Here is a 24,525-nt window from a genome sequence, read left to right on the forward strand (position 1 = left end):
GCAGACGCTGGGGGCTTTCATGCGCTGGTGTCTGTCGGGGGCATGGCCGGTGCTGTGGCTGGCCGCCTTTCTGTCGGCAGCGGCGGGCGCGATGGAGGCCGGAACGGCGTGGATCCTGGGCAAGGTGATCGATGCCACGATCAGCGCGGGGCCAGAGGCGTTCTTCAGCGGTCAGAACCTCGGGCTGATCATCGGGGCGCTGGCGTTCTTTCTGATCGCAAGGCCGGTGCTTTTTGGTCTGTCATCGGCATCGAACGCGATCATGGTGCAGCCCAACATAAACCCCTTGGTGCTGTCGCGCCTGCACCGTTGGACGCTGGGGCAGAACGTCGGGTTCTTCGACGACGATTTTGCCGGGCGAATCGCCCAGAAACAGATGCAGGCGGCACGGGCGGTGACCGAAGTCGCCTCCGAGATGATCAACGTGGTGGCCTTTGCGCTGGCGTCGCTTGCGGGTTCGGTCGCGCTTTTGCTGGCCATCGACTGGCGGGTCGCGATCGGTTTCGCCGTTTGGCTGGTGGCCTATTTCGCGCTTATCCGCTGGTTCCTGCCGCGCGTACGCAAACGTTCGGCGGGCCGGGCCGGGGCGCGCGCGATGGTGTCGGGGCAGGTGGTTGACACGATCACCAATATCAAGACCGTCAAGCTTTTCGCACATGCAGATCACGAGGATCGCGCGGCGCTGGGCGCGATGCAGACCTTCCGGCAGCGGGCGCTTGAATTCGGGTATCTGGCGGCCGGATTTCGGCTTGCCTTGATGAGCCTCGCGGGCCTGCTTCCGGTGCTGCTGATCGGCGGGACGATCCTTTTGTGGCAGCAGGGCATCGCCACCGAGGGCGACATCGTCGCCTCGGGTGCCATCGCGATTCGGATCGCGCAGATGACCGGCTGGGTCAGTTTCACGCTGATGGCCATCTATGCGAACGTCGGCGAGGTCGAGGACGGGATGCGCACATTGACGCCCCGTGTGCGGGTCGAGGATGCACCGGATGCGACCGAGCTTGAGGTAGCGCGGGGCGAGATTGCCTTTGACGATCTTGGTTTTGCCTATGGGCGCGAGACCGGGGGGATCGAGCATATTTCGATCACCGTGAAACCGGGTGAAAAGCTGGGAATCGTAGGTGCCTCGGGTGCCGGTAAATCGACCCTGGTTGCTCTGCTGCTCAGGCTCTACGAGGCCGAAGAAGGGAGTGTCAGCATCGACGGAACCGACATCCGTACCGTGACGCAGGAAAGCCTGCGGCGCAGCATCGGCATGGTCACGCAGGAAACCGCGATGTTCAATCGCTCGGCGCGGGATAACATCCTCTACGGTCGTCCCGGCGCGACCGACGAAGACGTCATCGCCGCGGCGAAACGGGCCGAGGCGCATGACTTCATCATGGCACTGGAGGATCACAAGGGAAGGCGTGGTTATGACGCCCATCTGGGTGAGCGTGGTGTGAAATTGTCCGGCGGTCAGCGCCAGCGGATCGCCCTGGCGCGCGCGATCCTGAAAGATGCCCCGATTCTGGTGCTGGACGAGGCGACATCCGCGCTGGACAGCGAGGTCGAGGCGTCGATTCAGGAGGCCCTGACGCGGGTGATGGAAGGCAAGACGGTGCTGGCCATCGCGCACCGGCTTTCGACACTGACGGAAATGGACCGGATTGTCGTGATGGATGCGGGCCGGATCGTGGAAAACGGCACGCACGACGATCTTCTGGCGCGCAACGGACTTTACGCGCGCTATTGGCAGCGCCAGTCCGGCGGATTTCTCGATCTGAAGGCCGCGGAATAGGCTTGGGTGTCCCGTCGCCGCGCGGTAGATCGGGGCATGACCGAACACAGAATACTTCGACTTGGCCACCACGGGGACGGCATTGCCGAGGGCCCTGTTTTCGCGCCCGTAACGCTGCCGGGTGAGGTGGTGACAGGAATGCTGTCGGGTCAGCGTCTGGAAGACATTCGCATCGTGAAACCGTCGGACGATCGGGTGTCGCCCCCCTGCCGCCATTTCAAGGCCTGCGGCGGCTGCGCGTTGCAGCATGCCTCCGATGCTTTTGTCGCCGACTGGAAGGTCGAGGTTGTGCGCAAGGCGCTTGAGGCACAGGGGCTGGAGACGGAATTCAGGCCGATCGCCACGTCGCCCGCGCAATCGCGACGCCGCGCGACATTTGCCGCCCGGCGCACCAAGAAGGGCGCGATGGCTGGGTTTTACGGACGCGGGTCCGACGTGATCGTCGAAATCCCCGATTGCCGGTTGTTGAAACCCGATTTGATGGCGGGGCTGGAGGTTGCGCAGACGCTGGCTATTGCGGGTGCCAGCCGCAAGGGGACGCTGGCGGTGACGGTCACGCTTTCGGAGAATGGTCTCGATGTGTCGGTCGCCAACGGCAAGCCGCTCGATGGGCCGCTGCGCCTGACGCTTGCCCAACGCTGCGAAAAGCTTGGGCTTGCGCGACTTGCATGGGAGGATGAGGTGATCGCCACACGCTTCCCCCCGGTGCAGCGTTTCGGCGGTGCCGAGATGGTGCCACCGCCCGGTGCTTTCATGCAGGCCAGCGCAGAGGGCGAGGCCACGCTGCTTGCCGCTGTACAGGAGGCGGTGGGCGATGCGGGAGAGGTTGTCGATCTTTTTGCGGGCTGCGGGACCTTTACGCTGCCGCTGGCCGGGAAGGCGCGACTACACGCGGTCGAGGGGGAGGCCGGGATGCTGGCGGCGCTGGATCTGGGCTGGCGCAGGACCGAGGGGCTCAAGAAAGTGTCGACCGAGGCACGCGATCTTTTTCGCCGACCGCTCCTGCCCGACGAACTCAAGCGGTTCGAGGCCGTCGTGATCGACCCACCGCGGGCCGGGGCGGAGCGGCAGGTCGCGGAAATCTGCAAAGCCGGCACGCCGCGCATCGCCTTCGTGTCCTGCAACCCTGTGACTTTTGCCCGCGACGCACGGATGCTTTGCGATGCGGGTTATCGGTTGGACTGGGTTCAGGTCGTCGACCAATTCCGCTGGTCCGCCCATGTGGAGCTTGCGGCCTCGCTGACACGCTTTGCGAATTGAACGTCGGCCTTGCCTGCGACGGCTTTTTGAACGATTCATTTTCTGGTATATGGTTGCGCCATAAGAAACGGGCCGGCACACGCCGGCAAAGGGGCAGAAACGATGAATCGCAGGACAATGATTCTAGGAGGCACGGCGCTGGTCTCGCTGGGTGCCTGCGCGAACAGCAAATTCAAACGCTATGACGGGCCCGAGGTCACCTACGTGGTGGTCAACAAGGGGTCGCGCAACATGTACCTTTTGCACCACGACAAGGTGCTCGAGAATTACAACATCCGACTGGGTTTTGCTCCGGAAGGACACAAGGAAGTGGAAGGCGACGGCAAGACGCCCGAGGGCATCTATCTGATCGACCGGCGCAATCCGAATTCCCAGTTCCACCTGTCGCTCGGTATTTCCTATCCGAACGAGCGTGACAGGGAGCGTGCGCAGCAACTCGGCAAATCGCCGGGCGGCGATATCTTTATCCACGGCCAGAAACATCCCTTCAAAACGGACAAGGGTGACTGGACCTGGGGTTGCATCGCGGTGCGCAACAAGGAGATCGAGGATATCTATGCCATGGTTGGCGACGGCACGCCGATTCAGATCAATCCTTGACGGGAGGGCGGCCTAGCCGCCCATCACCATTGTCCACCAGATCTTGCCATTGCGTTCCTGGTACCAGGAAAAGCCCATGTCGCGGGCATCCGGGGACATGATCACACGCCGCGTGTCGGGCTGATCCATCCAGGCGGCAAGCGTTTCGAGCTCTGATTCGTAGGTTTCCGAGATTGTCTCGCCCACCAGCTGCCCCTGGTATCCCACGCGGTTCACCCGGTCGATCGGGGAGGAGCCGTCGGAACCGAAATGCCACGGCCGGTTCTGCACGGACATATCGCGGGAGTGGGTCGCCGCCGCGGCGTTCAGTTGCGGGTTCAGCGCCACCGGCGCGCGGCCCCCGGCCTGGCGCAGCGCATTGACCGAATCAAGCATGCGGAATTGGATCTTGCCGGTGTCGCCGGGGCTGATCCGGTAGGCCCGCGGCAGGGGCTTGCCGTCTGTGCCAAGGCGCGGAGCGGCAGGTGCGCAGGCCGAAATGGCGACTGCGAGGGCCACGAGGATGGACAAAATACGGATCATCGGCTGCTCCACGGATTTGGCTTTCGCACTGCCTTATCGTGCGCAGCGTTGCAGTTCAAACGCACATAAGCGTGAGCGCGCCGCCTGACAGTTGTTTGATTTGATACTGCGTCTTTCGGGCAATATATTCGGCAGGTACCCGCAGAAATGCAAATTTCGGAGACACAGGATGTCTGACAAGAAATTCTCCCTGACCAACCGCCGCAACTTCATCGCAGGCGGCGCCGCGCTGCTGGCCACGCCGGCGCTTGCGCAGAACACCAGCTCGGTGAACTCCGCCGCGACCACACAGGTCGAGCGTGACCTCACCGAGACCGTTCGCCGGAACATCTCGAGTTTCCGCACGCTCGACTGGCAGCCCTATTTCGACACGCTGAACGATGGCGCGATTCTCGTCGATATCGACAGCCGCGCTGTGCACTACTGGTCCGAGGATCAGAGCATCTACAAGCTCTATCCCTCTTCCGTGCCGCTGACTGAGGACCTGACGCGCCGCGGTCGCACAAAAGTTGTGCAGAAGGTCGAGGGGCCCAGCTGGCGTCCGACGCCGTCGATGCTCAAGCGTAATCCTGAATGGCCCGATTATATCGGCCCCGGCCCGGATAACCCCTTGGGAACCCATGCTTTGTACTTGAGCTGGACGTATTACCGCATCCACGGGACCCATGATACCCGCAAGATTGGCCGGAAATCGTCCAACGGCTGCATCGGCTTGTACAACGAGCATATCGCCGAACTCTTCGGGATGGCCAAAGTGGGCACGCAAGTGTTGCTTATTTGACGACATTCCGGCGCTTGTGGGTCCCTTCAGCGGAATCCGGGTTTGCAATCCCGTGCTTATGCTGTTTAGAAAGTTCCTACGAGGTAAGTCTTGGGCGCGTGCGCCCGCATTTGCGGTGCACGCCAATTCTGGAGGTTATTACTATGAAGAAACTCGTTCTCGCCGCTGCACTGACGGCTGCTGCATCGACAGCATACGCTGGCTCGCTGGCAGACCCGGTCATCGAAGCACCCGTTGTTGTTGAAGAAGCAACCGGTTCTTCCTCCGGCATCCTGATCCCGCTGATCCTGCTGGCAGTGATCGCAGCGGCAGTTGCTTCCGACTAATCGGAACAAGCTGATCAAGCAAAAAAGGCGGTGCTTCGGCACCGCCTTTTTTTGTTTACGCCCCCATGTCGTTGTTGGACGGCCTCTGCGCGCTTTCCTGTGCTAGAATTCTAGTAACAAAAACACGCAACAGGGGGGCACCGTGATGCAACGACTGACGGCCAGGGATTTCGATCCTGAACTTCTCGAACTCTATGATTTTTATGCGCACGGCATGATCACGAAACGCCAGTTCCTGGATCGTGCAGGGAAATTTGCCGTGGGCGGGCTGACCGCGGCGGCGATTCTCGGAATGATGTCGCCAGACTACGCCCTTGCGCAGCAGGTGTCGTTCAACGATCCGGATATCTTCCCTGAGTACATCATGTATCCCTCCCCAAACGGCCATGGTGAAGTGCGGGGGTATCTGGTGCGACCGGCAAATACGGACGGGAGGTTGCCCGCAGTGGTCGTGGTGCACGAGAATCGGGGTCTGAACCCATACATCGAGGATGTCGCGCGGCGTCTGGCCAAGGAAGGTTTCATGGCGCTTGCCCCGGATGGTTTGACGTCGGTCGGCGGCTATCCTGGCAATGACGCCGAGGGGCGGGAGCTTCAAAAGACGGTCGATCCGGAAAAGCTGATGAATGACTTTTTTGCGGCGATCGAATTTCTCATGGACCACGAGGGATCAACGGGGAATGTGGGAATCACCGGGTTCTGCTACGGTGGGGGCGTGTCGAACGCCGCAGCGGTGGCCTATCCTGAGCTTAAAGCGGCGGTGCCTTATTACGGCCGGCAAGCGGCGGCGGAAGATGTGCCCAAAATTCAGGCCCCATTGCTGTTGCACTACGGCGAACTGGACGAGCGTATTAACGCAGGCTGGCCTGCCTACGAGGCGGCGCTGAAGGAACACGGCAAGACCTACGAAGCCTACATCTACGAAGGGGCAAACCACGGTTTTCACAACGACAGTACCCCACGCTATGACGAGGCGATGGCAAAGCTGTCATGGGAGCGCACGCTGGCGCATTTCCGCAAGTATCTGAGCTGAAGGAACCGTGCGTTGCGCAGAGGCTGGACGGGTCAGTCCAGCCAGCCTTTCAGGTTCTCGCTGATCGCGTTCGACAGCGCCTCGATATGCAGATCATCATCGTTGAGGCAGGGGATATAGGTGAAATGCTCGCCCCCCGCTTCCTCGAAGCTTTCCTTGATCTCTTCGTTGATCTCTTCCAGCGTTTCGATGCAATCGGCCGAGAAGGCGGGGGCGCAGACGGCGATATTCTTGTTGCCAAGCTCGGCCTGCCTGGCGACTTCCTCAACTGTGTAGGGCTTGAGCCATTCCTCGGGGCCGAACCGTGACTGGAAGGTTGTCATGATCTCGGCGTCCTTCCATCCGAGCCGCTCCTTGAGAAGCCGCGTAGTCTTCTGGCACTGGCAGTGATAGGGATCGCCCTCCATCAGGTAGCGCTGCGGCACACCGTGGTAGGAGCAGATCAGGATGTCGGGCCGCTTCTCCGCCGCCGCATAGGCGCGCTCGATGGATTGTGCGAGGGCCTCTATATAATCGGGGCGGTCGTAGTAGGGCGGAACAACCCGCGCGATGGGCTGCCATTTTTCCTTGCCCAGCGCTGCGAAGAACGCGTCGCAGGCGGTGGCTGAAGTCGCTCCGGCGTAATGCGGATAGAGCGGAAAGAAGAGGATCTTTGAACATCCCGCCTTTGTCATCGCCTCGACCTTGGACTGGGTCGAGGGGTTCCCGTAGCGCATGCAGAAATCGACCATGACGTCATCGCCATACCGTTTCTTCATTTCGGCGGTGATCTTCGCTGTCTGCGCCTTGGTGATCGTCATGAGGGGGCTTTCGCCTTCTTCCTCGTTCCAGATCGACTTGTAGGCGGCACCGGAGGTGAAGGGACGCTTGGTCAGGATGATCGTCTGCAAGAGCGGCTGCCAGACCCAGGGCGAATAGTCGATGACCCGGCGGTCGGATAGGAATTCGTTCAGGTAACGGCGCATTGACCAGTAGTCGTAGTTATCCGGGGTCCCCAGGTTTGCGACCAGCACACCGACACGCTGTTTCGGGATGACCGGATGGTCGTCATTTGCGTGTGCGGGGCGCGCGGCTTGCATCTTGTGGTCCTTAGATAAATCCATGTCCCTGGTCCCTTAGACAATTCTTGGGGGGTCAGATAGGGGCTTTGTCGAAATGGTCAATCGGGCAGTTTGGTCTCGGTCGTGCCAAGCGCGTCGGCAAGCCGCTGTTGCGCTGATCCGGGGCGCAGGGGTTTCGGCTGGTTTTCGGACGGTGCCCAGCCGGTCAGGAAGATCAGTTCGAAAGTCGCGGTGATGCGGCCATCGGGGCCAGAAAAATGCGTTTGGTATAGATCTGCGGCTTCTTCCAGAACTTTCCGCCGCGTCGGGCGCCGCAGGCGATGGGCTAGGGCGTTCGTCTCACCCATGGCACGCAGATCGCGCATCAGGGCCCAGGCATCCGCGTATGACACAGTGAGCGGCAGCGCATCGGCGACGGGCAAGGCAAGACCCGCCCGCTGGAGAAGCGCCCCCAGATCGCGCAGCTCTCCCATCGGAACGACGCGAGGCGACAGGCCACCTGTCACGGCCGCTTCGGCCTGACCAAGGCAGGCCCGCAATTCGTTCAGGGTCCGACCGCCGAGGGAGGCGCTGATCAGCATTCCATCGGGTTTCAACGCGCGGCGGCACTGGATCAACTGGCCGATGGGGTCGTTCGCCCAGTGCAGGGACATTGCGTGGATCACCGCATCCTGCGTGCCGGGTTCGAGCACGAGGGTTTCGTCGTCAGGAATAATCGCGGCGTCCGGAAAACGATCTGACCAGAGTCTGGGAAATCCAGTGACAAGAGCAGTCGCGTTAAACGACTTGTTAACCATGGTCATACGATCCTGCACCTCGTCGGCGGCGGCCTCGTGCAGGAAAAGCGCATCGCTGCGCGCGCGGGCGCGCTGCCGGGCGAGGGCGCTGGTGTCGGTCATGGTCGGTTGCTGCCTCATTCGGGTGACATATGGCGTTGTTGGACGGACTTCAAACAGGGTTGAACGCGGTTTATCCGGCGCGCTGCCTGACCTGTGGGGCGATTGTTGACGGGGACTTCGGCCTCTGCGGCGCATGCTGGCGTGACACGTCGTTCATCGGGGGGGCAATCTGCGATGCCTGCGGCACGCCCTTACCCGGTGCAGAGGATATCGAGGGGGCCCATTGCGATCACTGTATTGCGCACCCGAGGCCGTGGTCGCGCGGGCGCGCGGCGATTCTCTATCGCGATACCGGCCGCAAGGTGGTGCTGGCCCTCAAGCACGGCGACCGGCAGGAGATCGCCCGCCCGGCAGGGCTGTGGCTGGCCAAGGTGGCGGCGCAACTCATCACGCCAAACACATTGATTGCACCTGTGCCCTTGCATTGGCAGCGGATGATCAAGCGGCGGTACAATCAATCCGCACTCCTTGCGCATGTGCTTTCCGCAAAGGTCGACCGGTCGATGTGCCCCGATCTTCTCCAGCGGTTCCGGCGCACACGATCCCTTGACGGGATGAGCCGGGAAGAGCGCCTGAAAACACTTGAGAACGCGATCCGGGTGCACCCCCGCCGGCGGCACCGCCTGATCGGCCGGCCGATACTCCTGGTCGACGATGTGATGACCTCAGGCGCGACGCTGGCCGCCAGCACGCGCGCTTGTCTGGAGGCAGGATCGGGCCCGGTTTGCGTGGTGACACTGGCGCGCGTGGCCAAAGACGCCTAAATCACCTTTCAACACATCTGTTGAAAGGTCCGGTCATGCAACCTGTCGAAATCTACACGTCGCCCCTCTGCGGGTTCTGCCATGCCGCCAAACGCCTGCTGAAAAGCAAGGGTGTCGAATTTTCCGAGGTCGATATCTGGGCCGAGCCCGATCGCAAGGCCGAGATGATCGAACGCGCAAACGGTGGGCGCACGGTCCCGCAGATTTTCATCGGTGGAAAGCACGTGGGTGGCTGTGACGATCTGCACGCGCTCGAGCGTGCGGGAAAGCTCGACGCGCTCTTGGCGGCATGATGCAGGGCGCGATCCTGCAACTGAACGTGACGGACGATCCGGCGGCAAATCTGCCTGTAACGGTGGGCATGTTGCGGCAGGCCGTCGCGGATGGCGCGGAGTTCGTGCTGACACCGGAGGTAACGAACTGCATCTCGACCAGCCGGAAACACCAGAAGGATGTGCTGCAGCTCGAGGATGACGACATCACGCTGGCGGCATTGAGGGCCGAGGCGAAGGCGGCGGGCATCTGGCTGCTGATCGGCTCGCTCGGGCTCAAGACAGGCGACGCGGACGGTCGTTTCGCCAACCGGTCTTTTCTGATCGGTCCCGATGGCGGGATCGTCGCGAAGTACGACAAAATCCACATGTTCGACGTACAGATCAACGAAACCGAGACATGGCGCGAATCGGAAGGCTACCGCCCGGGCACGCAGGCTGTGCTGGCCGAGACGGATTTCGCCAGTGTCGGGATGACCGTCTGCTACGACGTCCGGTTCTCTCACCTTTATCGCGCTCTCGCAAAAGCCGGCGCGCAGATCTTTACCGTTCCGGCGGCATTTTCTCCGGTGACGGGGGCAGCGCATTGGCATGCGCTCCTGCGCGCCCGCGCGATCGAGTCGGGGTGTTTCGTCATTGCACCCGCGCAGACCGGCACCCATGCAAGTGCGACGAACAAGACACGCGACACCTACGGTCATTCTCTGGTCATCGACCCCTGGGGCGAGGTGCTTCTTGACGCAGGAACGGCCCACGGCGTTTACAAGTTTGATCTGAATATGGAAAAAGTGAACGAAGCGCGTGGCCGGGTGCCCAGCCTCGACAACGCACGCGATTTTTCCGGCCCGTAAGGGCGCCAGACAGGCCCGTTCATGAGCGACGACCGAAATACGCTAGCCATCCTGCTGATCAGCGAAATGCTGGCGGCGGATCACGCGATGCGCGGTCGGCTCAGCCGCGTGCTGCCCAAGGGCATGGAAATCTCCCATTTTTCGGTGCTCAATCATCTGGCCTGGCAAAAAGGCGAAAGTTCCCCCGCGCGGCTGGCCGAGAAATTCGGTGTGACGCGCGGCGCGATGACCAACACGTTGAACAAGCTCGAATGGGCGGGATACGTTCACATCCGTCCCGACTGGGACGATGCGCGGCGCAAGATGGTGGCGATCAGCCCGGCGGGCATGCAGGCCCGAGACGCGGCTATCGCGGCGATTACACCTATGATCAACCAGGTGGTCGAGGACCTGGGCGAAGATCAGGCCCGCGCAGCGCTGCCGATCCTGCGGGAGATCAGGCTCAAGCTCGCCTGAGGCTGGCGGTCACGTAATTCACGCTGAGGTCGCGGTCAGAGAGCTTCCACGTCCATGAAACCGGATTGAAGACCATGCCCTTGCGGTCCACCGGGTCGAGCCCGACGTCGCGCATCATCTCGAAAAGTTCATCGGGTGTAATGAACTTCTGCCATTCATGGGTGCCCCTGGGCAGCCAGCGCATGATGTGTTCCGCACCTACGATCGCCATCATGAAAGATTTGGGGTTGCGGTTGAGCGTCGAGCATATGTGAAGCCCGCCGGGCCGCAGCAGGTCATGGCAGGCGCGCAGGTAGTCGATGGGCGAGGCAACGTGTTCGATTACCTCCATGTTCAGAACGACGTCGAATGTCTCCCCCGCTGCCGCGAGGTCCTCGGCGGAGGTGTGTCGGTAGTCGATTTCGAGGCCCGATTGCACGGCGTGAACGCGCGCGACGGGGATATTCCCGGCGGCGGCATCGGCACCGACGACATCGGCACCCAGCCGCGCCATCGGCTCGGAAAGAAGGCCGCCACCGCAGCCGATATCGAGGATACGAAGTCCCTTGAAGGGAGAGGGGGCCTTCAGGTCGCGGTCAAACTCACCGGCAATTTGCGACGTGATGTAGTCCAGTCGGCAGGGATTGAGCATGTGCAGCGGCTTGAACTTGCCGTTGAGGTCCCACCATTCGGCGGCCATAGCCTCGAATTTGGCGATTTCGCCTTCATCCACCGTCGTTTGGGGCGTTTGCATCACGCGCTCCCTATGTTCTTGTTCACTTGAGGCGTATATAGGGCACCAATGGACAAGTTTCCCGACCAAAAACGTGCTGTTCAGTACCTTTACCCGCCGATCGACCCGTTCGATCAGCGGCTTCTGGCCGTGGGACAGGGCCATCAGGTCTATATGGAGCAATGCGGGAACCCTGACGGGATACCGGTTGTCGTACTACATGGTGGGCCCGGCGGGGGGTGCAGCCCCTCCATGCGGCGCTACTTCGATCCTGAAAAGTACCGGGTGATCCTGTTCGACCAGCGCGGTTGTGGACGGTCCAAGCCGCATGCGAGCGTGAACGACAATACGACCTGGCACCTTGTCGCGGACATCGAAATGATTCGCCGCGAGCTGGGGATCGAGCGGTGGATCGTCTTTGGCGGCTCATGGGGCGCGACATTGTCGCTGGTCTATGCCCAGACACACCCCGAGGCGGTCAAACGGCTTGTTCTGCGGGGCGTGTTCCTTGCCACCCGAGCCGAGCTTGACTGGTTCTACGGCGGCGGCGCGGGCAAGTTCTGGCCCGAGGTCTGGCAGCGGTTCGTCGCAATGATCCCGGAGGATGAACGCGAGGACCTGATCAAGGCCTATAATCGACGCTTGTTCTCGGGCGACCTGCAGATGGAGCAGCGCTTTGGACGGGCCTGGGCTGCCTGGGAAAACGCCTTGGCATCGATCCATTCCTCGGGAGGGGCGACAGAGGGGCCGGCGGACTATGCGCGGGCGTTCTCGCGGCTTGAGAACCACTACTTCACCAACGGCGCCTTTCTTGAATTCGACGGTCAGATCCTCGCCCATATGCCCCGTATCGCGCATATTCCGGGCGTCATCGTGCAGGGCCGCTATGACATGATCTGTCCGCCAACCAGTGCGTATGCGCTGGCCGAGCGCTGGCCGAAGGGCGAGTTGAAGATGGTGCGCAACGCCGGACATGCGCTGTCCGAACCGGGGATTTCCGCCGAACTGGTGCGCGCCATGGACAAGATCGGGGCCGAGCTATGAGCGGCCGATCTTCTCTGATGGACCGGCGCGCGCTGTTTTCCAGCGCTGCTGCGGCAACCCTTCTGGCGGCGACCGGCGTCTCTGCCGCGGTCCTGCCCAAGCGTGGTGGACGATTGCGCATGGCTCTCTCCGGCGCCTCTCGCGGCGACAGCTGGCTGCGGGGTGACGGTCTTTTCATGCAGGTTGCGCGACAGGGACTTGTCTTTGACACGCTGACCGAGGTGGCGGCGGATGGAACCCTGCGGGGTGAGTTGGCAACGGGCTGGCGCGCGTTGGACAACGGTCACCGTTGGGTTTTCGACCTGCGTCAGGACGTGACGTTCCACGATGGCAGGCCCTTCACTGCCGCAGATGTCATCGCCAGCGCCGCGGGGTTTGGCGGAGGTCAAGTGGACGCCATCGGTCGATACCAGGTTTCATTCTTGCTGGATCGTGCTGATATCGGTTTTCCTATGCGCCTCGCACAGCCCGAATTCTACATTTCGCCCGCCCACGCCCTGGGAGAAGGGATCGGGACCGGGCTTTACCGGGTGAAATCCTTCACACCCGGTCAGCGGCTTCTGACGGAGCGTGTGACGACGCATTATAAAGACGGTGTCGCCGGCTGGTTCGACGAGGTCGAACTGACGTCGATCCCGGCAGAACCCGTCCGTGGGCAGGCCATTGCGGAATATCTGGTCGATGCGGTGGACCTGAAGGATGCGAGGCTGGTTTCGGGCATCGAAGATGTCAGGTTGCAGCCGAACCGACGTCAACCAGCCCATGCTGTTTCCGCCAGCGTGGCGCAACCCGCGAAGGTCAGCCATCTGCGCCCGCTCGACAACCTTCGCGCCGCCGAACGGTGGTGGTTCGCCTGAAGAGGCTTGCAGAGTCGCCCAGCGATGCGTATATGACGTTCAACAGCGGCGCTTTCGGGTCCACACCGAAGGCTCCACCGAAACGCGATACGGGCCGCGCGCCCGTTTTTTTGTGCCTGAGGGTCAGATGACCAACATTGCGAACACGCTGATCGCCAAAGCCGCCATCGACCGCCGCCTGGCCGAGATCATCACGCCGGTGATCGAGGACCTCGGCTTTGAACTGGTGCGCGTGCGCCTGATGTCGGGCAAGACGACGACACTTCAGGTGATGGCCGACAAGCCCGAAGGTGGGATCGAAGTTGATGACCTGGCGCAGATCAACCAGGCGCTGGGCGCGGTGCTGGATGTCGAGGACCCGATCCTTGACGAATACACGCTTGAGGTGTCCAGCCCCGGAATTGACCGTCCGCTGACGCGCCTCAAGGATTTCGAGATGTTCGAGGGCTACGAGGCCAAGCTTGAGACCGAGGAACTGATCGACGGCCGCCGCCGCTTTAAGGGCGAGCTGGCGGGTGTCGAAGGCGATGAGGTGCTGATCAACGTCGCTGAAGGCACCATCGGTCTGAAGTTCGACTGGCTTTCGGATGCGAAACTTGTCCTGACCGACGAGCTGATCAAGGAAATGCTGCGCCAGCGCAAGGCTGCTGGTGTGATCGACGAAACCAAGTTTGACGAGATTGCGGAAGAATCCGTTGAGGGAGAAGACTAATGGCCATTACATCTGCCAACCAGCTTGAGCTGCTGCAAACAGCCGAGGCTGTCGCCCGTGAAAAGATGATCGACCCCGGTCTGGTGGTCGAGGCGATGGAAGAATCGCTCGCCCGCGCGGCCAAGTCCCGCTACGGCGCCGAGATGGACATCCGCGTGTCCATCGACCGCAAGACGGGGAAGGCGACGTTTACCCGTGTCCGCACGGTCGCCGACCCCGAAGAGATCGAAAATTATCAGGCCGAATTCACACCGGATCAGGCGAAACCCTATTTCGAGAAGCCGAAGGTCGGTGCGCGCTGGGTCCGCGAAGGGCAGACCGTCGAGAGCTTTGACGGTATGCCGCAAATCGGCGACCGTTTCGAAGAAGAAGTCCCGCCGGTCGAGATGGGCCGAATCGCGGCGCAATCGGCCAAGCAGGTGATCCTGCAGAAGGTGCGCGAGGCCGAGCGCGACCGTCAGTACGAGGAATTCAAGGACCGCGCAGGCACGATTATCAACGGTGTCGTCAAGCGCGAGGAATACGGCAACGTCATCGTGGACGTGGGTGCCGGCGAGGCCATTCTGCGTCGCAATGAGAAGATCGGTCGCGAAAGCTATCGCCCGAACGACCGTATCCGCGTCTACATCAAGGACGTGCGCCGCGAGCAGCGCGGGCCGCAGATCTTCCTTTCCCGCACCGCGCCCGAGTTCATGGCCGAGTTGTTCAAGATGGAAGTGCCCGAAATCTACGACGGCATCATCGAGATAAAAGCGGTGGCCCGCGACCCCGGTTCGCGCGCCAAGATCGCGGTGATCTCCTACGACAGCTCCATCGATCCCGTGGGTGCTTGCGTCGGTATGCGCGGCAGCCGTGTGCAGGCGGTGGTGAACGAACTTCAGGGGGAAAAGATCGACATCATTCCGTGGAACGAGGACCAGCCTACTTTCCTCGTGAACGCCCTGCAGCCCGCCGAGGTCACCAAGGTGGTTCTGGACGAGGAAGCGGGCAAGATCGAGGTGGTCGTACCCGAAGAGCAGCTTTCGCTGGCCATTGGCCGCCGCGGTCAGAACGTGCGTCTGGCCTCGCAGCTGACCGGGCTCGACATCGACATCATGACCGAAGAGCAGGAAAGCGCCCGTCGCCAGGCGGAATTCGAGGAACGGACCAAGCTCTTCATGGACACGCTCGATCTGGACGAATTTTTTGCGCAGCTTCTGGTCGCCGAAGGGTTCACCAACCTTGAAGAGGTGGCCTATGTGGAGCTTGACGAGCTTCTGGTCATCGACGGCGTGGACGAGGACACCGCGAACGAACTCCAGGCCCGTGCACGAGATGTGCTTGAAGCGCAGAACAAGGCCGCTCTGGACAATGCCCGCGCGCTGGGTGTCGAGGACAGCCTTATTGAATTCGAGGGGCTGACACCCCAAATGATCGAGGCGCTGGCAAAGGACGACGTGAAGACACTGGAAGACTTCGCTACCTGTGCGGACTGGGAACTGGCGGGCGGCTGGACCACGGTCGATGGTGAGCGCGTCAAGGACGACGGTACGCTTGAACCCTTCGGCGTGACACTGGAAGAGGCGCAGGATCTGATCATGACGGCCCGTATCATGCTGGGCTGGGTCGATCCGGCGGACCTCGAAGCGGCCGAGGAAGCCGACGAAGACGGTGAAGAAGCGCAGGAGGTCGAGGCCTGATTTCAGGCCTCGGGGTCTTCTCATGGGTCGCGGTGGCGTTCCAAAAGACCGGACGGACGGTCCTGAGCGCAAGTGCATCGCCACGGGCGAGGTGCAGCCAAAGCATGGGCTGATCCGGTTCGTGGTGGGTCCCGAAGGCCAGATCGTGCCCGATATTCTGGGCAAGCTGCCGGGGCGTGGCATCTACGTGGCCGCCGACCGGGACGCGCTCGAACTGGCGGTGAAGAAGAAGCTCTTCAGCCGCGCTGCCAAGACGCAAGTCACCGTGCCTGAGGGGCTGGTGGACGAGGTGGAAAGACAGCTTGCCCGTCGGGTGGTCGACCTGATTTCGCTCCAGCGCAAGGGCGGCAAGGCGGTGGCAGGCTATGAGAAGGTCAAGAGCTGGCTGCAAACGGAAGAGGTCGAAGTCCTGATACAGGCCAGCGATGGTTCAGGGCGCGGCAAATCGAAACTGAGCACGCCGCATTACGGTCACTACATCGGATGGCTGACGGCGGATGAATTGGGTTTGGCATTCGGACGCCAAACTGTGATACATGGGGCGCTCGCCTCTGGTGGACTCACTCTGCGTGTTGTAGAGGAAGCCCAACGACTTAAAGGCGTGCGCGAAGGAAAGGCTGGCAAGGGCCAGTCGAAAGGATAGACGAGCTTCATGAGTGATAGTGACGGCAAGAAAACATTGGGTCTGCGCGGTGGTGCGCGTCCGGGGAACGTAAAGCAGAGCTTTAGCCACGGACGGACCAAGAACGTCGTGGTGGAAACCAAGCGCAAGCGCGTTGTGGTGCCCAAGCCGGGTGCGGCCAAGCCCGCCTCGACCAAGAGCAAGCCTGCGAGCGACCCGTCCAAGCGTCCTGCCGGGATCACAGATGCGGAGATGGAGCGCCGCCTGAAGGCGGTTCAGGCCGCCAAAGCGCGTGAAGCCGAAGAAGAAGCGGCACGCGAGGCCGAGGAAAAGGCCCGCGCCGAAGAGCGTGAACGCCGCCGCGCCGAACAGGAAGAGAAAGAGCGCGAAGAGCGCGAGCGCGAGGAAAGCCTGAAGGCCAAGGCCGAGGAAGAGGAGCGCAAGGCGCGCGAAGCCGAAGCTGCCGCACAGGCAGCCGCCGCCGCGCCGTCCGAACCTGCCGCCGCGCGTCCGACAGCTGGCAAGGGTGCGCCCGCGCAACCGCCCCAGCGCAAGTCCGATCGCGAGCGCGAAGAGAGCGGCAAGAAGAGCCGCGGCGGCGACGACAATCGCCGTTCCGGCAAGCTGACCGTGAACCAGGCTCTCGCCGGTGGTGAAGGCGGCCGTCAGCGGTCGATGGCCGCGATGAAACGCAAGCAGGAACGCGCCCGTCAGAAGGCGATGGGCGGCCCGGTCGAGCGCGAAAAGGTCGTGCGCGACGTTCAGCTTCCCGAGGCGATCATGGTCTCGGAACTGGCCAACCGCATGGCGGAACGTGTCGGTGACGTTGTGAAGTCGCTGATGCAGATGGGCATGATGGTGACGCAGAACGAAACCATCGACGCCGATACCGCCGAACTGATCATCGAGGAATTCGGCCACAATGTGACCCGCGTTTCTGACGCCGACGTCGAAGACGTCATCAAAGAGGTCGAGGACAAGCCCGAAGACCTTGAACAGCGTCCGCCGGTCATCACGATCATGGGCCACGTCGACCACGGCAAGACGTCTCTGCTGGACGCGATCCGCAACGCCAAGGTGGTCGCGGGCGAAGCCGGTGGTATTACCCAGCATATCGGCGCCTACCAAGTGAAGACGGATGCGGGCGCGACCCTGACCTTCCTCGACACGCCGGGCCACGCGGCATTTACCTCGATGCGGTCGCGCGGGGCGCAGGTCACGGACATCGTGGTGCTGGTTGTCGCGGCGGATGACGCCGTGATGCCTCAGACGGTCGAAGCGATCAACCACGCCAAGGCGGCAAAAGTGCCGATGATCGTGGCGATCAACAAGATCGACAAGCCTGCCGCGAACCCGGACAAGGTCCGTACCGATCTCCTGCAGCACGAAGTGATCGTGGAAAAGATGTCGGGCGAGGTGCAGGATGTAGAAGTCTCGGCAATGACGGGTCAGGGGCTTGATGATTTGCTTGAAGCGATTGCGCTGCAGGCGGAAATCCTTGAACTCAAGGCCAACCCGAACCGCGCCGCTGTCGGTGCCGTGATCGAAGCGCAGCTGGATGTGGGCCGCGGCCCCGTGGCCACGGTTCTGGTGCAAAACGGTACGCTGCGTCAGGGCGATATTTTCGTCGTGGGTGAGCAGTACGGCAAGGTGCGTGCGCTGATCGACGATCAGGGCAACCGCGTGAAAGAAGCCGGACCCTCCGTGCCCGTCGAGGTCTTGGGCCTGAACGGCACGCCCGAGGCCGGTGACGTGCTGAACGTGACCGAGACCGAGGCGCAGGCCCGCGAAATCGCGAGCTATCGTGAGCAGGCGGCAAAGGACAAGCGCGCGGCTGCCGGTGCGGCGACGACGCTGGAACAGCTTATGGCCAACGCCAAGGCAGACGAGAATGTCAGCGAACTGCCGATTCTTGTAAAAGCCGACGTGCAGGGCTCTGCCGAGGCCATCGTTCAGGCGATGGAAAAGATCGGCAACGAGGAGGTGCGCGTGCGCGTTCTGCATTCAGGTGTCGGCGCGATCACCGAAACGGACGTCGGCCTTGCCGAGGCGTCGAATGCGCCGATCATGGGCTTTAACGTGCGTGCCAATGCCTCCGCCCGGAACACGGCGAACCAGAAGGGCGTGGAGATCCGCTACTACTCGGTGATCTACGACCTTGTGGACGATGTGAAAGCCGCAGCATCCGGCCTGCTGAGTGCCGAGATCAAGGAGAACTTCATCGGCTATGCCACGATCAAGGAGGTCTTCAAGGTCACGGGTGTCGGCAAAGTGGCTGGCTGTCTGGTCACCGAAGGTGTGGCGCGGCGTTCCGCCGGTGTCCGCCTGCTGCGCGATAACGTCGTGATCCACGAGGGGACGCTGAAGACGCTCAAGCGCTTCAAGGATGAGGTGGCCGAGGTGCAATCCGGTCAGGAATGCGGTATGGCCTTTGAGAACTACGACGATATTCGTCCCGACGACGTCATCGAGATCTTCGAGCGTGAAGAGGTCGAGCGCTCGCTCTGACCGTCAGGCGGATCGACTGCCGGAAAAGAAAAGGGGCTGCACGATGCAGCCCCTTTTTCGTGGTTGGAAGGCAACCTTTCGATTGCCGTCCCCGTTGTCAATTCTTCCTGATCACCGGCTTTCCGGCGAACACGGTGTCATCGACCTTGACCGCGACACGGCCGTCGGCAAGATCTTTGACGAAAATGCCCTGCACCGACACGCAGGACCCAAGCGTTATGGTACGCAACATGTTCTCTCTCCCCAAGGCAGAGCCATAACATAATAAACAATTGGTGAGTCGACCAGCGATTGTTTCCGCATCGGCGGGAAATCACCCAAAGCGCCTTCAACCGTAAGGGCTCAAAGCCAGTCGCGTAGAATCGGGATCAGGGGGATGTCTGCGGGGGGCATCGGGTAGTCGCGCAAATCTTTCGCGCGGACCCATTTCAGGGCCTGATTTTCCTTGGATACAGGCGTTCCTTCCCACTTGCGGCACGCGAATAGCGGCATCAGCAGGTGAAAATCCTCGTAGGTATGGCTGGCGAATGTCAGGGGGGCAAGGCAGGAAGCCCAGGTGTTGATGCCCAGCTCTTCCTGCAATTCGCGGATCAGTGCCGCTTCGGGCGTCTCTCCGGTTTCCACCTTGCCGCCGGGGAACTCCCACAGGCCCGCCATGGATTTCCCCTCGGGACGCTGGGCAAGCAGGATGCGCCCGTCGACGTCAATCAGGGCCACGGCGGACACGAGGACGGTTTTCACGAACGGTAGTCCGCGTTGATCTCGATATAGCCATGGGTCAGGTCGCATGTCCAAACCGTGGCGGTGCCCTGACCCAGACCAATGTCCACGCCGATCCGGATGTTTTCGCCCTTCATATGGGCGGCGGCGGCTTCCTCGGAGTAGTCGGGATGACGCCAGCCGTCCTTGGCAACTTCGACATCGCCGAAACGGATCGACAGCCGGTCACGGTCAGCGGCGGCACCGGATTTGCCAACCGCCATGACGATGCGACCCCAGTTCGGGTCCTCGCCTGCGATCGCCGTCTTGATAAGGGGCGAGTTGGCGATGGCCATCGCGTGGGTCTTGGCATCCGCGTCCGTTTCGGCACCGGTGACGGTGATTTCGACGAATTTGCTCGCGCCCTCGCCATCGCGCACGACCTGATGCGCAAGGTCGAGCATCACGTCTTTGAGGGCGTTACTGAAAGCATCGTTGCCGGTGGCATCGACGCCGGAGGCCCCCGTCGCCGCGACAAGAAGCGTGTCGGATGTCGATGTGTCGCTGTCCACGGTGATGCAGTTGAAACTGCGGTCACAATGGGTTGAAACCATCTCTTGCAGGGCGGGCTGGACGATCCTGGCATCGGTGAAGATATAGACCAGCATCGTCGCCATATCGGGCGCGATCATGCCGGAGCCCTTAGCGATGCCTGCGATGGTCACTGTCCTGCCGTCAATGTCGACCGTGGCCGAGGCCCCCTTGGGGAAAGTGTCGGTTGTCATGATGGCCCGCGCGGCTTCCTCAATCCTGCCTGCATCGACGCGGGCATGAAGATCGGCGATCACGGCAACGATCCGCTCGTGCGGGAGCGGCTCTCCGATCACGCCGGTCGATGAGGTGAATACCCGCTCCTTGGGCAGGCCACAGATATCCGCAACGGCAGAAGTGATGGCGGCAACCGATGCGACACCATTTCGGCCCGTGAAGGCGTTGGAGTTGCCGGAGTTCACGAGAATCGCCGCACCTGCGTCCGAAGTGCCGCCGATCTTTTCCTGGCAGTCGAGCACGGGTGCCGAACGCGTCTTGGACCGGGTAAAGACACCGGCCATGGTGGTGCCGGGATCGAGCAGGGCAAGCATCACGTCGGTGCGACCCTGGTATTTCACGCCAGCAGCGGCGGTGGCGAAGCGAACGCCATCGATGACCGGCAGTTCAGGAAATGATGCCGGTGCAAGCGGCGATACCTTGGTGATCTTTCCCACGGGCGTTTACTCCAGCCACTCGATGTTCTTGATAACCGAAGGGTCCATCCCATCGGCGGCGCTGCGGTCCACGTCCGCCTCGGCGGTGACGCGGTCGATCTCCTGTTGCACACGGGTCTGGCGGATTTGCAGCTCAAGCTCGTCGCGGACGGTGTCCAGCGCCGGCGCCTCGGTCTTGCGTGTTTCGTTGAGCTTGATCACGTGCCAGCCGAACTGTGTCTGCACCGGGTCCGAGATCGCACCGGGTTCCAGCTCGACGACTGCCGCTTCGAAGGTGGGGACCATCATGCCCTTACCGAACCAGCCCAGTGAGCCGCCACCGGGGCCGGAGGGCCCTGTCGATTTCTCGCGCGCCATTTCGGCAAAATCGGCGCCTTCGTCCAACTCTGCCTTGATGGCCTGTGCCTCCTCCTCGGTCTCAACAAGGATGTGCGAGGCGTTGTACTCGTCTCCGAGGTCCCGACCGGCATATTCCGCGTCATAGGCCGCCTGGATGTCCGCCTCTTCGATGGGGGTCGACATGACGTTCTCGATGGCTTCCGCTGCCGTCAGCGACCGGGTCTCGTTGTCGAGCGACAGGGTCACGCGCGGGGGCAGGTCGCCCTCGAAGGTATCGGCCAGCGCGGTCTGCTGGACAAGCTGATCGAGAATGCCCTTGAACAGCACCTCGTCGGGCAGTTGCTGATATTGCTCGGGCAGTCCCGCGCGGGCGACGATCATGTGACCCAACGTGATGTCCTTGCCGTTCACGGTGGCGACAACCGTATCCAGCCCCGGCTCTTCCTGGGCGGAAAGCGGCAGGGCAAGGCCGACGCTTAGCGTGAGGGTTGCGAGGAATCTGATGGGTTTTTGCATGGATTGTCCTACCTGTTCGCCCTGTGCCGGGCTGCTACATTGACAGTGTTTGGTACGGCCCTTACATCGCCCTAAAGGGCGCACGCCAAGCCTTTGTTCACCTATCTATCTATGGGGTGAACACCCGCTGGGCAAGCAAATGAGCGCATCAATCAGATCAGTCGGCTGGAGAACGCATGCTGGGTATCGGAACAATCGCCAAGAAGGTCTTTGGCACGCCAAACGATCGCAAGATCAAGGCCGTGCGCCCGCTGGTGGATCAGATTAATGCGCTTGAACCAGAGTTCGAGAAGCTGACCGACGATGGTCTGAAGGACAAGACAAAGGAATTGGCCAAGCGCGCCATGTCTGGCGAAAGCCTTGACGATCTGCTGCCCGAAGCTTTTGCCAATTGCCGCGAGGCGGCCCGCCGTGCGCTGGGCCTGCGCGCCTTTGATGTCCAGCTGATGGCCGCGATTTTCCTGCATCAGGGCAACATCTCGGAACAGAAGACTGGCGAGGGCAAGACGCTGACGGCGGCGCTGGCGGCCTATCTGAACGCGTTGACCGGCAAGGGCGTGCATGTCGTCACAGTGAACGAGTACCTGGTGAAGCGCGACGCGGACTGGATGGGCAAGGTGTTCTCGGCCCTCGGGCTGACCACGGGTGCTGCGATCTCGGGCATGACGACCGAGCAGAAGCGCGCAGCCTACAACTGCGACATCACCTACGCCACGAACAACGAACTGGGCTTCGACTACCTCCGGGACAACATGAAGTCGAACCTCGACGAGATCCTGCAAAAGCACCACAATTACGCCATCGTGGACGAGGTCGACAGTATCCTGATCGACGAGGCGCGGACGCCGCTCATTATTTCTGGTCCCGCACAGGACCGGTCCGAACTTTATGTCACCATCGACAAGCTGATCCCGGAGTTGCGGGAAGAGCACTACGAGCTGGACGAGAAAAGCCGCAACGTGAGCTTTACGGATGAGGGCAACGAATTCCTTGAGGACCTGCTGCACAAGAACGGCCTGATGGAAGAGGGCCAGTCGCTTTATGACCCGGAAAGCACGACCATCGTGCATCACGTCAATCAGGGTTTGCGCGCCCACAAGCTGTTTCAGAAGGACAAGGACTATATCGTCCGCGACGGCGAGATCATGCTGATTGATGAATTCACGGGCCGGATGATGCAGGGCCGCCGCCTGTCGGATGGTCTGCACCAGGCAATCGAAGCCAAGGAAGGCTGTTCGATCATGCCCGAGAACGTGACGCTCGCCTCTGTCACCTTCCAGAACTACTTCCGCCTCTATGACAAGCTTGCCGGCATGACCGGCACCGCGCTGACCGAGGCCGAGGAATTCGGTGAGATCTACGGGCTGGGCGTGGTCGAGATTCCGACCAATATGCCGATTGCCCGGGTGGACGAGGACGATGCCGTCTACCGGACAGTGGGAGAAAAATACAAGGCGATGATCGAGAAGGCCAAGGAAGCGAACGAGCGCGGCCAGCCCTGTCTGATCGGGACCACCTCCATTGAGAAATCCGAACAACTGAGCCAGTTGCTGAAGGCGGAAGGGATCGAGCACAACGTGCTGAACGCCCGCCACCACGAGCAGGAAGCGCAGATCATCGCCGAGGCGGGCAAGCTGGGCGCGGTGACCATCGCGACGAACATGGCCGGTCGCGGTACCGACATCCAGCTTGGCGGCAATGTCGAAATGAAGGTGCTTGAGGCGATCACCGCCGACCCCGAAGCGGACCCGAAAGAGGTGCGCGCACGGATCGAGGCGGAACACGCCGAAGAAAAGCAGAAGGTGCTGGAGGCCGGTGGCCTCTATGTCCTCGCCTCCGAACGGCACGAGAGCCGCCGCATCGACAACCAGCTGCGTGGCCGGTCCGGTCGTCAGGGGGATCCGGGAAAGACGTCCTTCTTCCTGTCGCTCGAAGACGACCTGATGCGTATCTTCGGCTCCGAACGGCTGGAGAAGGTGCTGACGACGTTGGGCCTGAAGGAAGGTGAGGCGATCGTGCACCCCTGGGTGAACAAGTCGCTGGAGCGTGCTCAGGCCAAGGTCGAAGGGCGCAACTTCGACATCCGCAAGCAGTTGCTGAAATTCGATGACGTGATGAACGAGCAGCGCAAGGTCATCTTTGGCCAGCGCCGCGACATCATGGAATCCGACGATGTCTTCGAGATCACCGAGGACATGCGCCACCAGGTCATCGACGACCTGATCGACACCTATATGCCGCCCAACACCTATGCGGATCAATGGGACACCGAAGGGTTCCACAACGCGGTGATCGAGCAGCTGAACATGAACCTGCCCATCGTGGACTGGTGCGAGCAAGAGGGCGTCGATGACGATGTGATCCGCGAGCGCCTGATCGAGGCAACCGACAAGCTGATGACGGACAAAGCCGAGGTCTTTGGCGAGGAGAACATGCGCAACATCGAAAAACAGGTGTTGCTGAGCGTGATCGACAGCAAGTGGCGTGAGCATCTGACAACGCTGGAACACCTCCGGTCGGTTGTGGGTTTCCGTGGCTACGCGCAGCGCGATCCTTTGAATGAATACAAGAACGAGAGCTTCCAGCTTTTCGAAGGGATGCTTGATAGTCTGCGGCAGGAAGTGACCCAGAAACTGGCGCAGATCCAACCGATGACCGAAGAAGAGCGTAATGCCATGATGGAGGAGTTGCGCGCCCAGCAGGCTGCCATGGCCGCAGCTGCCGCAAAACAGGCCGAACAGACTGCGGGCGGCCCGACAGCCGAGGCCGCCGAAGGATTTGTCGAGGACGACCCGAGCACCTGGGGTAACCCGGGCCGGAACGAGCTCTGCCCCTGCGGATCGGGCAAGAAATTCAAACATTGCCACGGGCGGCTGGTCTGATCCGGGAAACGCCGCCCCCGTTTTGCCTAAGTATCCTCTAATCACGGTCATAAGGAGGCCGTGATTCTCCGCGAAGTTGTTCCTG

25 protein-coding genes are annotated in these 24,525 nt (G+C 61.6%); 17 read left to right on the forward strand and 8 right to left on the reverse strand.

All coding sequences use genetic code 11. The annotated features are described in order from the left end of the window. The first annotated feature begins 19 nt into the window (after window positions 1–19). The 3 genes from AB2B41_RS13130 (at window position 20) to AB2B41_RS13140 (ending at window position 3,640) form a co-directional block, all read left to right on the forward strand. Entirely contained in the window at window positions 20–1,780 is a 1,761-nt protein-coding gene (locus tag AB2B41_RS13130) for an ABC transporter ATP-binding protein (RefSeq protein ID WP_420014295.1), read from the forward strand. A 36-nt stretch (window positions 1,781–1,816) separates the two neighbouring features. After that, a complete protein-coding gene (locus AB2B41_RS13135; protein WP_367878254.1) occupies window positions 1,817–3,040 on the forward strand; it encodes a class I SAM-dependent RNA methyltransferase in 1,224 nt (407 codons plus the stop codon). Between the two features lie 102 nt (window positions 3,041–3,142). Continuing rightward, window positions 3,143–3,640, forward strand: coding sequence for a L,D-transpeptidase family protein (locus AB2B41_RS13140; protein ID WP_367878255.1), 498 nt, complete (start codon window positions 3,143–3,145; stop codon window positions 3,638–3,640). A 12-nt stretch (window positions 3,641–3,652) separates the two neighbouring features. Here AB2B41_RS13140 and dalA read toward each other — a convergent pair whose 3' ends face one another. After that, window positions 3,653–4,162, reverse strand: coding sequence for a divisome-associated lipoprotein DalA (dalA, locus tag AB2B41_RS13145; protein WP_367878256.1), 510 nt, complete (start codon window positions 4,160–4,162; stop codon window positions 3,653–3,655). A gap of 169 nt (window positions 4,163–4,331) precedes the next feature. Between dalA and AB2B41_RS13150 the strand changes: the two genes are divergently transcribed. From AB2B41_RS13150 to yghX, 3 genes are all read left to right on the forward strand, one after another. Continuing rightward, window positions 4,332–4,943: a L,D-transpeptidase gene (locus AB2B41_RS13150; protein ID WP_367878257.1), complete on the forward strand. Its 612-nt coding sequence runs from the start codon at window positions 4,332–4,334 to the stop codon at window positions 4,941–4,943. A 143-nt stretch (window positions 4,944–5,086) separates the two neighbouring features. Beyond that, window positions 5,087–5,269, forward strand: a complete 183-nt coding sequence (locus tag AB2B41_RS13155) for a hypothetical protein (RefSeq protein ID WP_367878258.1) — start codon at window positions 5,087–5,089, stop codon at window positions 5,267–5,269. A gap of 145 nt (window positions 5,270–5,414) precedes the next feature. Continuing rightward, the gene (gene yghX, locus AB2B41_RS13160) at window positions 5,415–6,302 is read left to right on the forward strand and encodes a YghX family hydrolase (protein WP_367878259.1); all 888 of its coding nucleotides are present in this window, start codon (window positions 5,415–5,417) and stop codon (window positions 6,300–6,302) included. A 32-nt stretch (window positions 6,303–6,334) separates the two neighbouring features. Here yghX and hemH read toward each other — a convergent pair whose 3' ends face one another. Together hemH and AB2B41_RS13170 are read right to left on the reverse strand one after the other, a co-directional pair. Beyond that, window positions 6,335–7,381: a ferrochelatase gene (gene hemH / locus AB2B41_RS13165; protein WP_367878352.1), complete on the reverse strand. Its 1,047-nt coding sequence runs from the start codon at window positions 7,379–7,381 to the stop codon at window positions 6,335–6,337. A gap of 80 nt (window positions 7,382–7,461) precedes the next feature. Then, the gene (locus AB2B41_RS13170; RefSeq protein ID WP_367878260.1) at window positions 7,462–8,280 is read right to left on the reverse strand and encodes a methyltransferase domain-containing protein; all 819 of its coding nucleotides are present in this window, start codon (window positions 8,278–8,280) and stop codon (window positions 7,462–7,464) included. Between the two features lie 11 nt (window positions 8,281–8,291). Between AB2B41_RS13170 and AB2B41_RS13175 the strand changes: the two genes are divergently transcribed. Genes AB2B41_RS13175 through AB2B41_RS13190 form a run of 4 tightly spaced genes read left to right on the forward strand, consistent with a single transcriptional unit; the run spans window position 8,292 to window position 10,605 of the window. Continuing rightward, window positions 8,292–9,026, forward strand: a complete 735-nt coding sequence (locus AB2B41_RS13175; protein ID WP_367878261.1) for a double zinc ribbon domain-containing protein — start codon at window positions 8,292–8,294, stop codon at window positions 9,024–9,026. Window positions 9,027–9,061: 35 nt separating this feature from the next. Further along, window positions 9,062–9,319 (forward strand): glutaredoxin 3, encoded by a 258-nt coding sequence (gene grxC, locus AB2B41_RS13180; RefSeq protein WP_367878262.1) that lies wholly within the window; start codon window positions 9,062–9,064, stop codon window positions 9,317–9,319. Then, on the forward strand, window positions 9,319–10,149 hold the full coding sequence (locus AB2B41_RS13185) for a carbon-nitrogen hydrolase family protein (RefSeq protein ID WP_367878353.1): 831 nt from the start codon (window positions 9,319–9,321) through the stop codon (window positions 10,147–10,149). The genes grxC and AB2B41_RS13185 overlap by 1 nt, the downstream gene beginning before the upstream one ends. A 21-nt stretch (window positions 10,150–10,170) precedes the next feature. Then, window positions 10,171–10,605 (forward strand): MarR family winged helix-turn-helix transcriptional regulator, encoded by a 435-nt coding sequence (locus tag AB2B41_RS13190; RefSeq protein ID WP_367878263.1) that lies wholly within the window; start codon window positions 10,171–10,173, stop codon window positions 10,603–10,605. On the opposite strand, the gene ubiG is transcribed toward AB2B41_RS13190, so the two are convergent. Beyond that, on the reverse strand, window positions 10,592–11,338 hold the full coding sequence (gene ubiG / locus AB2B41_RS13195; protein WP_367878264.1) for a bifunctional 2-polyprenyl-6-hydroxyphenol methylase/3-demethylubiquinol 3-O-methyltransferase UbiG: 747 nt from the start codon (window positions 11,336–11,338) through the stop codon (window positions 10,592–10,594). The two genes, AB2B41_RS13190 and ubiG, sit on opposite strands and share 14 nt — an antisense overlap. A gap of 48 nt (window positions 11,339–11,386) precedes the next feature. Here ubiG and pip point away from each other — a divergent pair, with 48 nt between their 5' ends. The 6 genes from pip to infB all read left to right on the forward strand — a co-directional run bounded on the left by pip (window position 11,387) and on the right by infB (window position 18,739). Then, on the forward strand, window positions 11,387–12,361 hold the full coding sequence (gene pip, locus AB2B41_RS13200) for a prolyl aminopeptidase (protein WP_367878265.1): 975 nt from the start codon (window positions 11,387–11,389) through the stop codon (window positions 12,359–12,361). Next, the gene (locus AB2B41_RS13205) at window positions 12,358–13,218 is read left to right on the forward strand and encodes an ABC transporter substrate-binding protein (protein WP_367878266.1); all 861 of its coding nucleotides are present in this window, start codon (window positions 12,358–12,360) and stop codon (window positions 13,216–13,218) included. The genes pip and AB2B41_RS13205 overlap by 4 nt, the downstream gene beginning before the upstream one ends. 136 nt (window positions 13,219–13,354) lie before the next feature. Beyond that, window positions 13,355–13,930, forward strand: coding sequence for a ribosome maturation factor RimP (gene rimP, locus AB2B41_RS13210; RefSeq protein ID WP_367878354.1), 576 nt, complete (start codon window positions 13,355–13,357; stop codon window positions 13,928–13,930). Then, complete coding sequence (gene nusA, locus AB2B41_RS13215) at window positions 13,930–15,609, forward strand: transcription termination factor NusA (RefSeq protein WP_367878267.1); 1,680 nt, start codon at window positions 13,930–13,932, stop codon at window positions 15,607–15,609. The genes rimP and nusA overlap by 1 nt, the downstream gene beginning before the upstream one ends. A 22-nt stretch (window positions 15,610–15,631) precedes the next feature. Beyond that, a complete protein-coding gene (locus AB2B41_RS13220) occupies window positions 15,632–16,252 on the forward strand; it encodes an RNA-binding protein (protein WP_367878268.1) in 621 nt (206 codons plus the stop codon). Window positions 16,253–16,261: 9 nt separating this feature from the next. Beyond that, window positions 16,262–18,739: a translation initiation factor IF-2 gene (gene infB, locus AB2B41_RS13225; RefSeq protein ID WP_367878269.1), complete on the forward strand. Its 2,478-nt coding sequence runs from the start codon at window positions 16,262–16,264 to the stop codon at window positions 18,737–18,739. Window positions 18,740–18,836: 97 nt separating this feature from the next. Here infB and AB2B41_RS13230 read toward each other — a convergent pair whose 3' ends face one another. The 4 genes from AB2B41_RS13230 to AB2B41_RS13245 all read right to left on the reverse strand — a co-directional run bounded on the left by AB2B41_RS13230 (window position 18,837) and on the right by AB2B41_RS13245 (window position 21,558). Further along, window positions 18,837–18,971 (reverse strand): hypothetical protein, encoded by a 135-nt coding sequence (locus AB2B41_RS13230; RefSeq protein ID WP_367878270.1) that lies wholly within the window; start codon window positions 18,969–18,971, stop codon window positions 18,837–18,839. A gap of 110 nt (window positions 18,972–19,081) precedes the next feature. After that, entirely contained in the window at window positions 19,082–19,480 is a 399-nt protein-coding gene (gene mutT, locus AB2B41_RS13235; RefSeq protein WP_367878271.1) for an 8-oxo-dGTP diphosphatase MutT, read from the reverse strand. Beyond that, window positions 19,477–20,703, reverse strand: a complete 1,227-nt coding sequence (gene argJ / locus AB2B41_RS13240; protein WP_367878272.1) for a bifunctional glutamate N-acetyltransferase/amino-acid acetyltransferase ArgJ — start codon at window positions 20,701–20,703, stop codon at window positions 19,477–19,479. The genes mutT and argJ overlap by 4 nt, the downstream gene beginning before the upstream one ends. A gap of 6 nt (window positions 20,704–20,709) precedes the next feature. After that, window positions 20,710–21,558, reverse strand: coding sequence for a peptidylprolyl isomerase (locus tag AB2B41_RS13245; protein ID WP_367878273.1), 849 nt, complete (start codon window positions 21,556–21,558; stop codon window positions 20,710–20,712). Window positions 21,559–21,734: 176 nt separating this feature from the next. Between AB2B41_RS13245 and secA the strand changes: the two genes are divergently transcribed. Then, complete coding sequence (gene secA / locus AB2B41_RS13250) at window positions 21,735–24,440, forward strand: preprotein translocase subunit SecA (RefSeq protein WP_367878274.1); 2,706 nt, start codon at window positions 21,735–21,737, stop codon at window positions 24,438–24,440. The last annotated feature ends 85 nt before the right edge of the window (window positions 24,441–24,525 follow it).

The organism is Sulfitobacter sediminis (genome assembly GCF_040811725.1).
GTDB lineage: Bacteria > Pseudomonadota > Alphaproteobacteria > Rhodobacterales > Rhodobacteraceae > Sulfitobacter > Sulfitobacter sediminis.

Bases quoted from the DNA above. Each gene is read 5' to 3' on its own strand.
- AB2B41_RS13130 (WP_420014295.1), top strand. From the start codon at position 20: ATGCGCTGGTGTCTGTCGGGGGCATGGCCGGTGCTGTGGCTGGCCGCC.
- AB2B41_RS13135 (WP_367878254.1), top strand. From the start codon at position 1,817: ATGACCGAACACAGAATACTTCGACTTGGCCACCACGGGGACGGCATT.
- AB2B41_RS13140 (WP_367878255.1), top strand. From the start codon at position 3,143: ATGAATCGCAGGACAATGATTCTAGGAGGCACGGCGCTGGTCTCGCTG.
- dalA (WP_367878256.1), bottom strand. From the start codon at position 4,162: ATGATCCGTATTTTGTCCATCCTCGTGGCCCTCGCAGTCGCCATTTCG.
- AB2B41_RS13150 (WP_367878257.1), top strand. From the start codon at position 4,332: ATGTCTGACAAGAAATTCTCCCTGACCAACCGCCGCAACTTCATCGCA.
- AB2B41_RS13155 (WP_367878258.1), top strand. From the start codon at position 5,087: ATGAAGAAACTCGTTCTCGCCGCTGCACTGACGGCTGCTGCATCGACA.
- yghX (WP_367878259.1), top strand. From the start codon at position 5,415: ATGCAACGACTGACGGCCAGGGATTTCGATCCTGAACTTCTCGAACTC.
- hemH (WP_367878352.1), bottom strand. From the start codon at position 7,381: ATGCAAGCCGCGCGCCCCGCACACGCAAATGACGACCATCCGGTCATC.
- AB2B41_RS13170 (WP_367878260.1), bottom strand. From the start codon at position 8,280: ATGAGGCAGCAACCGACCATGACCGACACCAGCGCCCTCGCCCGGCAG.
- AB2B41_RS13175 (WP_367878261.1), top strand. From the start codon at position 8,292: ATGGCGTTGTTGGACGGACTTCAAACAGGGTTGAACGCGGTTTATCCG.
- grxC (WP_367878262.1), top strand. From the start codon at position 9,062: ATGCAACCTGTCGAAATCTACACGTCGCCCCTCTGCGGGTTCTGCCAT.
- AB2B41_RS13185 (WP_367878353.1), top strand. From the start codon at position 9,319: ATGCAGGGCGCGATCCTGCAACTGAACGTGACGGACGATCCGGCGGCA.
- AB2B41_RS13190 (WP_367878263.1), top strand. From the start codon at position 10,171: ATGAGCGACGACCGAAATACGCTAGCCATCCTGCTGATCAGCGAAATG.
- ubiG (WP_367878264.1), bottom strand. From the start codon at position 11,338: ATGCAAACGCCCCAAACGACGGTGGATGAAGGCGAAATCGCCAAATTC.
- pip (WP_367878265.1), top strand. From the start codon at position 11,387: ATGGACAAGTTTCCCGACCAAAAACGTGCTGTTCAGTACCTTTACCCG.
- AB2B41_RS13205 (WP_367878266.1), top strand. From the start codon at position 12,358: ATGAGCGGCCGATCTTCTCTGATGGACCGGCGCGCGCTGTTTTCCAGC.
- nusA (WP_367878267.1), top strand. From the start codon at position 13,930: ATGGCCATTACATCTGCCAACCAGCTTGAGCTGCTGCAAACAGCCGAG.
- AB2B41_RS13220 (WP_367878268.1), top strand. From the start codon at position 15,632: ATGGGTCGCGGTGGCGTTCCAAAAGACCGGACGGACGGTCCTGAGCGC.
- infB (WP_367878269.1), top strand. From the start codon at position 16,262: ATGAGTGATAGTGACGGCAAGAAAACATTGGGTCTGCGCGGTGGTGCG.
- AB2B41_RS13230 (WP_367878270.1), bottom strand. From the start codon at position 18,971: ATGTTGCGTACCATAACGCTTGGGTCCTGCGTGTCGGTGCAGGGCATT.
- AB2B41_RS13245 (WP_367878273.1), bottom strand. From the start codon at position 21,558: ATGCAAAAACCCATCAGATTCCTCGCAACCCTCACGCTAAGCGTCGGC.
- secA (WP_367878274.1), top strand. From the start codon at position 21,735: ATGCTGGGTATCGGAACAATCGCCAAGAAGGTCTTTGGCACGCCAAAC.